Source organism: Desulfovibrio sp. JY, assembly GCA_021730285.1.
GTDB lineage: Bacteria > Desulfobacterota > Desulfovibrionia > Desulfovibrionales > Desulfovibrionaceae > Solidesulfovibrio.
The window spans coordinates 2139458-2152898 of record CP082962.1; the positions used below are offsets into that span (position 1 = coordinate 2139458).

Genomic DNA, 13441 nt, shown 5'->3' on the forward strand with positions numbered 1-13441 from the left:
ATCCTCCCGCGGTCGTGGGTTGTGGCCGCAAGGGCGGCTTTTTCCGTCTTAGCCGGCCAGGCTCGTTCCGGGCAAGCCCCCGGTCGGCAGCTTTTCCCGCGTAAGCGCCAGCCAGGCCCGGGCCGCCGGGGAAAGCCGCGCCCCCTTGCGCCACACGAGCGCCGCCTGCCAGCGCAGGTCCGTCTCGTCGACCAGCACCGCCGTCAGCGGTGAAAGGGGCCGGCCCTCGGTCAATATGCGCGGCAAAAGCGCCACCCCGAGCCCCGAGGCCACGAGCGCGATGATGAAATCCACCTGGCCGCTGCGGGCCACGGTCATGGGCTCGAAGCCACGGGCCCGGCAGGCCGCCTCGATGCGGGCGTTTAGGGCGAAACCCTGCTCGAAAAGGATCATGGGCGCGGAAGCGAACCGGGCCAGGCGCACCGTCTTGCGGCCGGCCAGGGGATGGTCGGACCAGAGCAGCGCCATCATCGGGTCGTCGCGCACGAGCTGCCAGTCGAAGGCGTCCGGCACGGGCAAAAGCGACACGGCCAGCTCCACTTCGCCGGCCAGAAGCGCCTGCTCCAGCCGGGCGCTGCCCTGTTCCATGAGTTCGATTTCCACCCCGGGATGGCGGCTGCGGTATTCGGCGAAAAGCGGCGCGAAAAGCCTTGCGCTGCCGAAGATGGGCAGCCCCAGGCGCAGCCGGCCGGAGATGAGCCCCTTGAGGTCGGCCACCTCCGCCACCATGTGCTCGCTTTCAGCCAGCATGGCCACCGCCCGGGCGTAGACGATCTCCCCGGCCCCGGTCAGCCGCACCCCATTCCCCAGTCGTTCGAGCAGCGCCTCGCCCAATTCCTCCTCCAGCTGCCTGACAGCCTTGCTCACCGTGGACTGGGTGGAAAAAAGGGCGCGCGCCGCCCGGGTAAAGCCGCCCTGGCGCACGATCTCCACCAGGGCCCGCAGGTTGCGCAGTTCCATGCCCATTCCAATACGGAATAGGTTTTATTCTGACAATTCATTTCACAACTGACGCGGCCGTGCCTATCTCCAGACGAAGGAAACGTCATGAAACGAAAACCTGAAAATTGGCCCGGCAAAGTGGGGCTTTTCGTCCTGACCGTGGTCCAGGCCACGGCCCTGGTCGGGTTCTGGTGGGTGTGCGACCGGCTGGTGCGGATGGCCGGACTGCCGGTGCCGGCCGGCGTGGTGGGGATGCTCGCCATGATTGCGCTGCTGGCCCTGCACATCCTGCCGGTGCGCTGGTTCTCCCGGGGAGCCGGCGGGTTGCTCAACCATATGCTGCTTTTTTTCGTCCCGGCCTGCATCACCCTGCGCGACCATCCCGAGCTGGTCGGGGTGACCGGGCTCAAGCTTCTGGCCGTCATCGTGGTCGGCATCGTCTCGGTCATGGTCGGCACGGCGCTGATCGTGGAACTGCATTTTCGCACGAGGTCCCGTCATGTTCGCTGAACATCCCGCTATATTTTGGTTCACGGCCACCCTGGCCGCCTATGTCCTGTCGCGCATCGCCTACCATTACGTGAAGGCCTGGTGGACGTCGCCGCTGCTTCTGGCCTGCGTGCTGTGCCTGGGGCTGACCGTCGTCCTGCACGTGAGCTACCGCGAGTACATGCGCGGCGGGCAGTGGCTGCTCATGCTGCTCGGGCCGACCACGGTGGCCTTTGCCTTGCCGATTTACGAGCAAAGGGCGCTCTTGCGCCGCCATTGGCCGCCGCTGGCCATGGGGGTGTTTTTCGGCTGCCTGCTGGCTTTCGGCGGGTCCTGGCTGCTTTCCGGCCTGCTCGGGCTGCCCGAGGGGATGCGGCTTTCGGTGCTGCCGCGCTCGGTCACCACGCCCTTTGCCATGGCCTTTGCCAAGGAAGTCGGCGGCGCGCCGGATTTGGCCGCCGTGTGCGTCATCGTCACGGGCGTTTTGGGCGCGTCGTTTGGCGGCATGATCCTGAAGATCCTGCCCCTGCGCTCGGCCCTGGCACGGGGGGCCATGCTCGGCATGGGGGCGCACGGCGCGGGCGTGGCCCGGGCCCGGGAGATCGGCGACGAGGAAGGGGCCGTGGCCGGTCTGGTCATGATCCTGGCCGGCGTCACCTGCGCGCTCATCGGCCCGGCCGTGGCCATGCTCGGCACGGTGTAGGAAAGCCCGCAACGCCTAGGACAGGCGAATCACGCGATACCTGCCGGGCGGCACGCCCATGCGGCGGCGAAACTGGCGGGTAAGATGGCTCTGGTCGCAAAATCCGGCGGCCAGGGCCGCTTCGCAAAGCGCCTCCCCGTCCCCGATGCGCAAGGCGGCCAGGGCCACCCGCCGCGACAGGGCGTAGTCCAGAAGCGGCACCCCGAGATCGCGCCGGAAGAGCCGCTCCAGATGATACGGGCTCACCCCGACAAGCCCGGCCAGATCGGCCACGGTGACGGGTTCGGCCGGGGCCGCGTCGATGATCGCCTTGACCCGGCGCGTGGCCGGATGGAGCGGCGGCAGGGGGGCGGGGCGCAAATCGAGGCGCGTCGCCAGGGCGCCGAAAAACGCCAGGGCCCGCGCATCCCCTTTCGAGACGGCCTCGGCCGTGGCCACAAGCAGCTCCGCCGCCTGCCGGTCGCTCCATACCCTGGGCCAGACCTCCACGGTCCCGCCGTTGCGCCGGCCGGGCGGAAAACAGGCGGCGGATGCCGCCAGCACCACATACGAATGGCCCGCGTCCCCGGCCGGGGCGCAGGCATGGGCCACGCCGGGCGGGATGACGAACCCCTGGCCCGGCCCCGCCTCGAAGACCCCGCCGCCGGCCATGATGCGCCGCCCGCCGCCAAGGCACAGCCCGACCACGAGACGGGCGTGGGCATGGCGCACGATATCCGCCGCCACACCCACGCCGCGGATGGCCTCGAGGCCCGGCGCGGCCGGATGTCGGGACACGCGAAGCGCGCTGTCCGGCATGGCTGACTCCCTTGGCCGGAACCGTTCCCCGGCCGCCTCCGTCATAGCAGAGCCGGGAAGAACTTGGCAAAAAGGCACAGTCCCGCGTCCCCGGCCGTCACCTCGTGGGCGAGCCCCTTGGGGATGACCGCCACGACGCCCGGGCTGTACCGCGTCGCCGCGCCGTCGATGCCGGCCACCCCTTCCCCGGACACCACTTCGTGCAGCTCCCACTGTCCCTCATGGATATGGGATTTGAGCGTCTTGCCCGGCGCGACGCGCACCAGATGGCAACTGAGCGCTCCGTCGGTGTCGGCCCCGGTGACCAGATGCTTGAGGCTCACCCCCTCGAAGGCGGGATGGGGATTCCAGGGCAGGTCGGCGGCATCTTTCGCGCCGCCCACGGTGACGATCTGTCGGCCCTCGGCCAGGGCGGAAACGGTATCCGTGTTCATGGCAAAACCTCCGTTGCGTTTGACCGCACCCTGTCACGGGTCCGACCCGCCTTCTTGGACGATCTTGCCCCAAACAATGCGAACTTCGCTTTACGCGGGACGGATGCCTTGGTATCCTTAACGTACTTTTTTTCACAAGAAGGAGCCGCGACGCAAACATGGTCATCGCCGACATCATGCGCACCACGCTCATCAAGGTCCGCCCGGAAGCGCCGGTCGGGAATGTGCTTATCTGGTATGGCGGCATGGGGCACATCTTTCGCAACACCTACGTGGTGGACGAGCGCGAGCGGCTGCTCGGCGTGGTCACCATCCACAATTTCCTTTCCATCATCGTGCCGCCGACCGTGAACCAGAAAGCCAAGGCCGGGCTGTTAGACGGCCGCGAGGAACTCCTCGACGCCCTGCGCCACAACATGGCCGCCATCTCCGACACCACCGTGGGCAGCCTCATGGATTCGGACTACCCCTTCGCCCACCCCGACGACCTTTTCGTCATGGCCAATGAGTTGATCGTGGAAAAAGGCATCACCGCCTTGCCCGTCATCGATCCGAACGGGGTCCTCGTCGGCGAGATCAGCCGGCGCATGATCCTGCATTTCCTGGTGAAAAACCTGTAAGGATACACCCATGCGACACTGCGCCCTCACCGTGGCCCTTGCCCTGGTCCTGGCTTGCTCGCTCTTCGCCCTGGCCAAGGCCGCCCCGGTCGAAACCTTCGCCGCCTACAGCGACCACGTCAAAACAGACCCCCAAAGCGCCGTGGGCTGCGGCTGCCCCGGCTGCTCCTGCATCGGTTGCAGCTGCGGGTAGAGGAGAAGACCCAGGGGAGGCTCCGCCTCCCCTGGACCCCACCGGCAGGGGCGCTGCCCCTGCACCCCGCCGAGGGGCCACGGGCCCCCCGGACCCCCCTTTATTAGGGGACAGGGGAGGAGCGGGGGATGGTTTTTTGATGCGAGTGGGGGAAAAGAGGGCTATTCGTCGGAAGTTTCCGCTGAAGCATCAGCCGTGACGGGAGGCAGGGTCGCGTCGGAAGCGGCGCGGTCGCAGAGGATGTCCAGGCGCGGGCCATTTTCCCGGCCCGGGCGCAGGATGAAGACCCGGTCGGCCTGGTCCGCGAAAAGATCCACCGGATGGTGGCTGATGTAGAGCACCTGGATGCCGAGCTTTCGGGCGATGGCCGCGATCAGCCGCACGAAGCCCGGTACGAGGTCCGGCCGCAGCCAGCAGTCCTGTTCGTCGAGCACGAGAAAGGGGCGGTGTTTGGCCGGGTCCAGCTGGGACAGGGCGATAAGGCGCAGGCCCACGGACAGGATGTTGCACACCGAGCCGCCCTGGCCGCGCAGGATGTCCTCGGACTTGCCGTCCTGCTCCATCTCGAATTCGATGAAGAGCCGGCTGTTTTTCACGTCCCGGCGCGAGACCACCGTGCGGTCCTGGCCCAGGATTTCGCGCACGGCATGGGTCAGGTCGGCCTCGATCTCGTCCAAAAGTTCCCCGAAAAGCGCTCGCGTCAGCTCCTCGAGCTTCCCCGTCACCTGGGGGGCCATGTCCAGAAACCGTTCGATCTCCACCTTCGCCGTCCTGGCGGCGGCAAAAGCGCGCACCTTGCCGGCCGCCGCGCCCGAAAGGCGATCCAGTCGACGTGTGAGCTCCTGACGTTCTTCAGGAAGGGAAGAAGTGAAGACAGTGCGAGAGGGGAAAACCTTTGCAAAGGGTTCTCCCCTCTCGCGCTCTCCCTTTCCTAAATTTTCTAATGGGATCAAGGTCATGGCCCCTTGTTTTCCGGTAAAGTCTTTCCTGGTTACGCACAATCCTCAGCCAGTTTGAGCAGTCTGTAAGGCATGGGCGGCGTCCGCAAGGAGACCCAGGCCAACCGCGTGAGCATTGTCGCCAAGTCATAACGGCGATTGAATCGATATCCGAACGAGGCCAGATAGCGCGACACATGTTTGCCTCTCACGGCACGATATGTTCCCAATAATGCTGACTTCACATTGCCAAGCATGGTGTTGACCCACTTAAATACTGAGTCCTGCACAGCCTTGCGGCCACTGTCTTGAACGGGTTCGTGCCGACAGCCCGCAGCCTGGACCTCGGAAAAACATGGCAACCGGTCCGTCACCACCAATGTCCCGGAACGCAAGATTTTCTGAGATGCCCGCTGCACCTCATTACGCCGAAAACCTTTGACTCGGCACAGCTTCATCTTGTGTGGTTGTCCACTTTTTGTCGTTTCAACTGCCGCAATAAACGGAATTTTTCCTGGGGCACCACGTCCACGTTTCCCACCACGTCGTTTACCGCCAAGGTAAGCATCGTCCATCTCTACGCGGCCGGTGAGACGTTGCTGGTGTTCACGTTCGAGCATGACCTGCATCAGCTTGTGAGACATTTTCCAGGCCGTCGTTTGCGTGACACCAAGTCTGCGGGCTAATTCGACACTGGAGATGCCGCCCTTGCTTTGAGTGAGGTGATAAATGGCGCGGAACCACTTCTTGAGGGGAACTTTGGTGGAAGCGAAGATTGTTCCAGCGGTCACCGAAGTCTGCGTACGGCAATGTGAGCACTGAAAGAGCCGTCGCCTGCCAACAATAAGCAGCGAGTACTTATCCCTGCCGCAAATTGGACAAACGAATCCTTCGGGCCAACGCCATTGCACGAGGTGTGCCCAGCATTTCTCCTCGGTGCCGAATTGCGCCTCAAACGCATCTTCGCTCATACCCTTCTGGAATTGCACAATGTTTCTTGCCATATCCAGCGCCTCCAACCCCCAGAAAATACACAAAACAATGACCGCTGACAATTAGCTGATGATTGTGTGTAAGCAGGAAGTCTTTTGAAGGGGGGGCCGGGGGGAAACTTTTCTTCAGAAAAGTTTCCCCCCGGTTCTTTTTCTACGGCGCTCCGGCCGAGAGGATGGCGGCGGCGACGTCGGGATGCGTGACGACGAAGGTCCTGGGACAAAGGGCCTTGGCGCGATGGCCGAGCTCTTCGCGGTCGGCGACGAACAGGCAGCGGACGTCCGGGGTCAGGGCGGTCACGGCTTCGAGCAGTTCCAGCCCGTCGGGCCCGCCGCAGCACAGAAAATGGGGTCCGGTGGCCCAATCGAGGGACAGGGCGGCGTCTGTCGCGCGGAGTCCCTCGGCCGTGGTGAAATCGCGCCACACGTCCTGCTGGTTGGAGGTAGGGGTCACGATCATGTCCAGTCCGTCGTCTTCCACCCGGAAGTGTTCGCGCTCGGGGTCCACGGCGTCCACGATGTCGTGGACGTGTTCCAGGAGTTCCAGGGAGGCGTCCTCGTCCACGCTGCCCAGGCTGTCCTGGCGGGCGAGGACGGTTTCGCCGCGCCGGAATTGCAGCCCGGAGCCGACATAGGCGAAGGCGCGCCAGCTCGAATCGCCCAGCAGCATGGCCAGCCGGGCGTTGATCGATTCGAGCAGCGCGGCTTTTTCCCGGGACAGCGGCGCGTCGATGCCGCGCCCCGCGGTGTCCACGATCTGGCGGCCGAGCGATGCGGCCCAGGCGAAGGCCTGGGACGGGACCGTGGCCAGGTCGGCGATGCCGGGGCCGGAGAGCGGGGCGGCGGACCAGAGAACCGGCCGTTTGGACCGGGAGGTGGCGAAGCGGGCCAGGGCCACGGCGTTCCACAGGGGTTGCACGGCCGTGACGAACCGCTGGCCCGGGGCCCGAAAAAGCGCGTCGCACTGGCACAGGCAGACGTTTATGCCATGGCCGGAAATTTCCTTGAGCCCCTTGCGCATGGCGTCGCGCAGGCCATGCCGGCGGCGTCCCAGGTGCTTGAGCAGGGCTTCGCGGCCTTCCTCGAGGTAGATCGCGTCGTTTTCGAGCTGCTCGGTTTCCTCGGCCAGGGTCAGGCGCAGCGGCTGGTCCGGGTCCAAAAGGAGTTCGGCCCAGCCGTCTCGGTCGGCGGCCTCCGACAATTCGTCGCCGATGGCGGCGAGCGCCGGGGCGATTTCCGGAGGCACGGGCCGGCTGGCCAGAATGGCGGCGGCGGCCTGACGGCGAAGCGCAACCGATTCGGCCATGCGCGAGGCAAAGGCGTCCAGGGTGGTTATGGCGGGCTGATCTGATCCGTGGTGCATCATGGAAAGTGTTTTGCCCATTTCACCGGAAAAACGGTTCCCTGGCAAAGGAAAATTACGCCCCCCGCCGGAGGCCCCGAGGCCCCGTGTTGCCTCGATATGGTGTAGTTGGTATGAGAAGAAGAAGCGAGAGGGGAAACCCTTTAAAAAGGGTTCTCCCCTCTCGCGCTCTCCCTTTCCTAAACTTTATAGTGATTATTTATCCCAGCACAATAATTTAATTTTATTGAAAGTCTTTGGAGAGGGGGTCTGGGGGAGAACCTTTCTTCAGAAAGGTTCTCCCCCAGTCTCAAGGAGGCATCCATGCGGTTGTTGACGCGTTCGGATTTCGACGGGCTTATCTGCGCCGTGTTGCTCAAGGAAGCCGGGGTGATGGACGAGTGGACGTTCGTGCACCCAAAAGACGTCCAGGACGGCAAGGTGGAATGCGGCCCGAACGACATCCTGGCCAACGTGCCCTACGCGCCGGGCTGCGGCCTGTGGTTCGACCACCACACCAGCGAGACCGACCGCCTGGGCGACATCACGTTTACGGGCGCGTCCAAGCACTATCCGAGCTGCGCCCGGGTCATCTGGGAGTATTACGGCGGCCACAAGACCTTTCCCGAACGCTTCGACGAGATGCTCACGTTCGTCGACCGTTGCGACAGCGGCGACCTGACGCCCGGGGATGTGGCCCGGCCCGAGGGCTGGATACTTTTAAGCTTCATCATGGACCCGCGCACAGGCCTTGGCCGCTATCGCGACTACCGCATCAGCAACTACCAACTCATGATGCGTCTGGTGGACCTGTGCCGCCACGAGCCGGTGGGGAACATCCTGGCCGATCCCGACGTGGCCGAGCGCGTGAAACGCTACTTCGAGCAGGAGGAACAGTTCGCGGCCATGCTGCGGGCCCGCTCGAAGATGCTGGGCAAGGTGTTGGTCATCGATTTGCGCGAGCAGGACGAGATTTTCACCGGCAACCGCTTCACGGCCTATGCGCTTTTTCCCGAGTGCAACGTCAGCGTGCAGGTCATCTGGGGCAAGGCCAAACAAAACGTCGTGCTGACCGTGGGCAAATCCATTTTCGACCGCGCCAACCCGGTGGACATCGGCCGGCTGATGCTTGCCTACGGCGGCGGCGGACACAGGAACGTGGGCACCTGCCAGGTGCCGGAAGCCGAGGCCGAGCGGGTTCTGGCCGACGTCGTGGCGGTGCTCAACGGCGAGAAGCCCCAGCCCGGGGAGGGCGGCGTTGACGCCTGAGGTCCGCGTCCTCGGCCGCATCGCCTACGAGGCGGCCCTGGCCCTGCAGCAGGAAACCGCCGCAGCGGTCAAGGCCGGAACAAGCGGGGGGACGGTTTTCATCCTCGAGCACGATCCGGTCATCACGCTCGGGGGCAACAAGCCCATCAACAAGGTCTTGTGCGCGCCGCCGGACGTCAGCCTCGTGCAGACGGACCGGGGCGGCGGGGCGACGGTGCACAACCCCGGCCAGCTTGTCGTCTATCCGGTGGTCGGGCTTCGCGCCCTTGGCTTCGGCGTCAAGCCGTTCGTGGCATGGGTGCTGGAAATGGGCCGTGCGCTGCTCGAAAGCTATGGCGTGGCCGCCGAATGCCGCCAGAATCCGCTGGGACTGTGGGTAGGGGAGCGCAAGATCGCCTCGCTTGGCATCCACATCTCGCGCGGCGTGGCCACCCACGGCATCGCCATGAACCTTGCCAACGACCTGACGCTGTTCAATGCCATCGTGCCCTGTGGGCTGGCCGGCGTGGCCATGACCTCGGTTGCCGCCGAGACCGGCGCGCCCGTGGACATGGCCGAAGCCATGGCCCGCATGGCGACAATCGCCACGGACGGGCTTTCGCGGATACCGGCATGAGCGACACTACCTACACGCCGCCGTTTGCCATAACGCCGATCATCCTCGACCATGTGGCGGCCATCAGCCATTGGCTTGGCGCACAATCGGTCCTTGATGCCAGGAAGGTTTCCCCCCGCCTGCGTCGCGACAACCAAATCCGCACGATCCAGGCGACCCTTGCCATCGAAGGCAATTCCCTGTCCGTGCCCCAGGTGACGGCTGTTCTCGAGGGCAAGCGGGTACTGGGGTCTCCCCGCGAAGTGCAGGAAGTGCACAATGCCCTGACGGCATACGATATGCTTGCCGGCTTTGACCCCACAAAACGCGAGGACTTTTTGCGGGCGCATGGTTTGCTGATGTATGGGCTCATTGAGGATGCCGGGGCTTTTCGTCGTGGCGCGGTGGCTGTGGCGCGCGGGGAAAACGTCGTGCACATGCCGCCCCCGGCCATGCGTGTTGCCGGGCTTGTGGACGATCTGCTGGGGTGGCTCGGCAGGACGAACGTGCATCCGCTGGTGGCCGGGTGCGTCACCCACTACGAGATAGAATTCATTCATCCTTTTTCCGATGGCAATGGCCGTTTGGGCCGGTTCTGGCAAACCGTGATATTGGCTCACTGGAATCCGGTATTTGCTGCGGTTCCTGTGGAAAGCGTTGTGCGTGACCGTCAGGATGGCTACTACGCCGCCTTGGGCGCTGCCGACCATGCTGGTGCAGCCACGCCCTTTGTGGAATTCATGCTCCAGGCCCTGCGCGATGCCGCTCTTGCGGCCGTACCGGCATAACCCCAAACCGATTCGGAATGCCGCCTTGTCTCACGATATCCCCAAGACTCCCGCCGCCCCTGCCGCTCCCGACGATCTGCTCGCGTCCTATCGTTTCGACCTGCCGCCGGAGCGCATCGCCTCGCGGCCGTGCGAAACGCGCGACGCCTGCAAGCTCATGACCGTCTCCCGGGCCACGGGAAATGTTGCCGACGCCGTTTTTTCCGATTTGCCGGACCTGCTCCCGACTGGGGCGCTGCTCGTGGTCAACAACACCAAAGTCGCGCCGGTGCGGCTTTTCGGCCACAAGCCCTCGGGCGGCGCGGCCGAACTGCTGCTGACCACCCCGGTGGCGCTGCTGGCCCCGACCGTCGATCCGGACACGGGCTGGGCCGTCGCGCCGGCCTCGGGACTTTTGCGCGTCTCCCGGCCGCCAAAGCCCGGCGACCGGGTGGACTTCGCCCCGGACCTGCGCCTGACCACGACCAAGCGCGGACAGTTCGGCCGCACGGACTTCATTCTCCACTGGCGGGGCAGCCTGCCGGACATCCTTTGCCGCATCGGCCACGTGCCCCTGCCGCCCTACATCCGCCGCGCCGACGACGCCGACGACCGCAAAACCTACCAGACCGTCTACGCCCGGGACGACAAGCTCGGCTCCGCCGCCGCGCCGACCGCCGGCCTGCACTTCACCCAAGCCCTGCTGGCCCGCCTGCGGGAACGCGGTTTTGGCCTGGCCGCCGTCACCTGCCACGTGGGCATCGGCACGTTTTCCCCGGTGCGCGTGGAGGATATCCGCGACCATGCCATGCACAAGGAGTGGATCGAGGTGCCCGGGGAGGCGGCCGAGGCCGTGAAGCAGGCCAAGGCCGAGGGTCGGCCCGTCATCGCCGTCGGCACCACCGCCGCCCGCACCCTGGAAGGCGTGGTGCGCGAAGCCGGTGAAATGACTGCCTTTGCCGGCGAAACCGATATCTTCATCCGCCCCGGCTACGCCTTTAAAACGGTCGACGGGATGGTCACGAATTTCCATTTGCCTGGATCATCCCTGGTGATTATGCTGGCCGCCCTGGTCGGAAGGCAACGTCTGCTCGCCGCCTACGCGCGGGCCGTGGCCTCCGGCTACCGTTTCTTTTCCTACGGCGACGCCATGCTGGTCCTGTAAAAGGCCGGCGGGCGTCCCCCATCGCCTGGCGCTTTCGGGCACGGGGAGCGGCGGGCTCGCCCGTATCGGGGGCTCCTCCCCCGGGTCCGATTCTGCCCGCATAAGGAGTGATACAAACATGTCGCGGATTGCCATCGACGAGGAGCGGTGCAAAGGATGCCTCCTTTGCGTCGAGGTCTGCCCCAAGTCCATCATTGTGGCCTCCTCGCGCTTCAACACCAAAGGGTACAAAGTGGCCGAGGTTCCCGAGGCCGCCATGGAAAAATGCACCGGCTGCGCCTCCTGCGCCCAAATGTGCCCGGACGTGGCCATCAAGGTCTGGCGCACCGTTAAAAGCAAAGCCAAGGAGAACGCGTGATGTCGGGCAAACGCATCTTCATCAAAGGCAACGAGGCTATCGCCCATGGCGCGTTGGCCGCGGGCTGCCGTTGCTACTTCGGCTACCCCATCACCCCCCAGAACGACATCCCGGAGATGCTCTCTTCGGCCATGCCCGCCGCCGGCGGCCAGTTCGTCCAGGCCGAATCGGAAGTGGCCGCGGCCAACATGCTGCTTGGCGCCGCCGCCTGCGGGGTGCGGGCCATGACCACCTCGTCGAGCCCGGGCGTGTCGCTCATGCAGGAGGCCATCTCCTACATGGCCGGCTCGGAGCTGCCGGGGGTCATCGTCAACATGAACCGGGGCGGCCCCGGCCTTGGCGACATCGGCCCCTCCCAGGGCGACTATTTCCAGTCGGTCAAGGGCGGCGGCCACGGCGACTACCGCACCATGGTTCTGGCTCCGGCCACCTGCCAGGAATGCTACGACCTGACCTTCGAGGCTTTCGAGCTGGCCTACAAGTATCGCAACCCGGTGCTGCTTCTGGGCGACGCCATCGTCGGCCAGATGAAGGAGCCGGTCGTGCCCCGCGAACCTCTCGCCGTCGATCCGGAAGAGGGCGGGGACTGGAAGCTGACCGGACGCGGCCAGCGCGCCCCCAGGCTCCTCAAGTCACTGTTCCTCGAGGACGGGGCTCTGGCCGGCCAGAACATACTGCTGCAGCGCAAGTACGAGTCCATGCGCGACGAGGTGCGTGTCGAGGACTTCGAGACCAAGGACGCCGAACTGGTGGTGGTGGCCTTCGGCTCCATCGGCCGCATCGCCAAGTCGGCCGTGCGCACGCTTCGGGCCGAAGGGCTCAAGGTCGGGCTCTTGCGCCCCATCACCCTCTATCCCTTCCCCGATTCCGTGTTGCGCGAGCTTGCCGCCGCCGGCAAGCGCTTCCTCACCATCGAACACAACCTCGGCCAGATGGTCGACGATGTGCGTCTGGCCGTACGCGGCCTTGCCGACAGCGCCTTTTACGGCGTCTTCCCCGGCAACCTGCCCACGCCCGACGAATTCCTGGAACCCATCCGCGCGGCCGCAAAGGGGGCCTGAGCCATGTCCAGCATGCCTGAAATCAAGGAAGAACTCGTCTTCGACCGGCCGGGCGTCCTGGCCGACAAGCCCACCCACTATTGCCCCGGCTGCCAGCACGGCGTCATCCACCGCATCGTGGCCGAGTGCCTGGAAGAGTTCGGTTTGGTGGAAAAGACCATCGCCGTCAGCTCCATTGGCTGCTCGGTGTTTCTCTACAACTACCTCATGGTCGACACCGTCGAGGCCCCCCACGGCCGTGCCCCGGCCGAGGCCACCGGCGTCAAGCGCGCCCGGCCCGAGGCCTTCGTCTTCGCCTACCAGGGCGACGGCGACCTGGCTTCCATCGGCCTGGCCGAGATCATGCACGCCGCCAACCGTGGCGAGAAGCTCACCATCATCTTCGTCAACAACACGGTGTACGGCATGACCGGCGGCCAGATGGCCCCCACCACCATGATCGGCCAGAAGACCACCACTTGTCCCGCCGGCCGTTGCGCCGAGCGCGAGGGCGGGCCCATGCGCATGGCCGAGATCATCGCCGGGCTTGACGGCGTGGCCTACAGCGCCCGGGTGGCCGTCAATTCCATCAAGAATCTGGCCCAGGCCAAGCGGGCCGTGCGCCGCGCCTTCGAAACGCAACTGCACGGCGACGGGTTCGGCTTCGTCGAGTTTCTGGCCACCTGCCCCACCAACTGGAGAATGACGCCCGTGGCCGCCAACGAGCGCGTGGCCAAGGAGATGATCCCCGGCTTCCCGCTTGGCGTCTACAAGGACGCGGCCAAGGAGGACTAAG

At 65.3% G+C, this 13441-nt stretch carries 17 protein-coding genes; 11 read left to right on the forward strand and 6 right to left on the reverse strand.

Annotated elements, in window-relative coordinates; all coding sequences use genetic code 11:
- Window positions 1–48 precede the first annotated feature (48 nt).
- Complete coding sequence (locus K9F62_09505) at window positions 49–960, reverse strand: LysR family transcriptional regulator (protein UJX42888.1); 912 nt, start codon at window positions 958–960, stop codon at window positions 49–51.
- An 87-nt stretch (window positions 961–1047) separates the two neighbouring features.
- Between K9F62_09505 and K9F62_09510 the strand changes: the two genes are divergently transcribed.
- Window positions 1048–1452, forward strand: a complete 405-nt coding sequence (locus K9F62_09510; GenBank protein ID UJX42889.1) for a CidA/LrgA family protein — start codon at window positions 1048–1050, stop codon at window positions 1450–1452.
- Window positions 1442–2134 (forward strand): LrgB family protein, encoded by a 693-nt coding sequence (locus tag K9F62_09515; GenBank protein UJX42890.1) that lies wholly within the window; start codon window positions 1442–1444, stop codon window positions 2132–2134. The genes K9F62_09510 and K9F62_09515 overlap by 11 nt, the downstream gene beginning before the upstream one ends.
- A 15-nt stretch (window positions 2135–2149) precedes the next feature.
- Here K9F62_09515 and K9F62_09520 read toward each other — a convergent pair whose 3' ends face one another.
- Together K9F62_09520 and K9F62_09525 are read right to left on the reverse strand one after the other, a co-directional pair.
- Window positions 2150–2932, reverse strand: coding sequence for an AraC family transcriptional regulator (locus tag K9F62_09520; protein ID UJX42891.1), 783 nt, complete (start codon window positions 2930–2932; stop codon window positions 2150–2152).
- Window positions 2933–2973: 41 nt separating this feature from the next.
- Entirely contained in the window at window positions 2974–3366 is a 393-nt protein-coding gene (locus K9F62_09525) for a cupin domain-containing protein (GenBank protein UJX42892.1), read from the reverse strand.
- A gap of 158 nt (window positions 3367–3524) precedes the next feature.
- On the opposite strand from K9F62_09525, the gene K9F62_09530 reads away from it, so the two are divergent.
- Both K9F62_09530 and K9F62_09535 read left to right on the forward strand, forming a co-directional pair.
- A complete protein-coding gene (locus K9F62_09530; protein UJX42893.1) occupies window positions 3525–3986 on the forward strand; it encodes a CBS domain-containing protein in 462 nt (153 codons plus the stop codon).
- A gap of 10 nt (window positions 3987–3996) precedes the next feature.
- On the forward strand, window positions 3997–4179 hold the full coding sequence (locus K9F62_09535) for a hypothetical protein (protein UJX42894.1): 183 nt from the start codon (window positions 3997–3999) through the stop codon (window positions 4177–4179).
- 161 nt (window positions 4180–4340) lie between these two features.
- On the opposite strand, the gene K9F62_09540 is transcribed toward K9F62_09535, so the two are convergent.
- The 3 genes from K9F62_09540 to K9F62_09550 form a co-directional block, all read right to left on the reverse strand.
- Window positions 4341–5138, reverse strand: coding sequence for a hypothetical protein (locus tag K9F62_09540; GenBank protein UJX42895.1), 798 nt, complete (start codon window positions 5136–5138; stop codon window positions 4341–4343).
- 32 nt (window positions 5139–5170) lie between these two features.
- Window positions 5171–6121: an IS1595 family transposase gene (locus K9F62_09545; GenBank protein UJX42896.1), complete on the reverse strand. Its 951-nt coding sequence runs from the start codon at window positions 6119–6121 to the stop codon at window positions 5171–5173.
- 142 nt (window positions 6122–6263) lie between these two features.
- Window positions 6264–7475 carry a hypothetical protein gene (locus tag K9F62_09550; GenBank protein ID UJX43181.1) on the reverse strand — a complete coding sequence of 404 codons (1212 nt, stop codon included), beginning with the start codon at window positions 7473–7475 and terminating at the stop codon, window positions 6264–6266.
- Between the two features lie 300 nt (window positions 7476–7775).
- On the opposite strand from K9F62_09550, the gene K9F62_09555 reads away from it, so the two are divergent.
- The 7 genes from K9F62_09555 (at window position 7776) to K9F62_09585 (ending at window position 13440) form a co-directional block, all read left to right on the forward strand.
- Window positions 7776–8720: an exopolyphosphatase gene (locus K9F62_09555; protein UJX42897.1), complete on the forward strand. Its 945-nt coding sequence runs from the start codon at window positions 7776–7778 to the stop codon at window positions 8718–8720.
- A complete protein-coding gene (gene lipB / locus K9F62_09560; protein UJX42898.1) occupies window positions 8710–9336 on the forward strand; it encodes a lipoyl(octanoyl) transferase LipB in 627 nt (208 codons plus the stop codon). The genes K9F62_09555 and lipB overlap by 11 nt, the downstream gene beginning before the upstream one ends.
- Entirely contained in the window at window positions 9333–10103 is a 771-nt protein-coding gene (locus K9F62_09565) for a Fic family protein (GenBank protein ID UJX42899.1), read from the forward strand. Before lipB ends, K9F62_09565 begins: the two co-directional genes overlap by 4 nt.
- A gap of 25 nt (window positions 10104–10128) precedes the next feature.
- Window positions 10129–11247 carry a tRNA preQ1(34) S-adenosylmethionine ribosyltransferase-isomerase QueA gene (queA, locus tag K9F62_09570; protein UJX42900.1) on the forward strand — a complete coding sequence of 373 codons (1119 nt, stop codon included), beginning with the start codon at window positions 10129–10131 and terminating at the stop codon, window positions 11245–11247.
- 118 nt (window positions 11248–11365) lie between these two features.
- Window positions 11366–11605 carry a ferredoxin family protein gene (locus tag K9F62_09575; protein ID UJX42901.1) on the forward strand — a complete coding sequence of 80 codons (240 nt, stop codon included), beginning with the start codon at window positions 11366–11368 and terminating at the stop codon, window positions 11603–11605.
- Window positions 11605–12666: a 3-methyl-2-oxobutanoate dehydrogenase subunit VorB gene (locus K9F62_09580; protein UJX42902.1), complete on the forward strand. Its 1062-nt coding sequence runs from the start codon at window positions 11605–11607 to the stop codon at window positions 12664–12666. The genes K9F62_09575 and K9F62_09580 overlap by 1 nt, the downstream gene beginning before the upstream one ends.
- A 3-nt stretch (window positions 12667–12669) precedes the next feature.
- Window positions 12670–13440: a 2-oxoglutarate oxidoreductase gene (locus tag K9F62_09585; protein ID UJX42903.1), complete on the forward strand. Its 771-nt coding sequence runs from the start codon at window positions 12670–12672 to the stop codon at window positions 13438–13440.
- Window position 13441 lies beyond the last annotated feature (1 nt).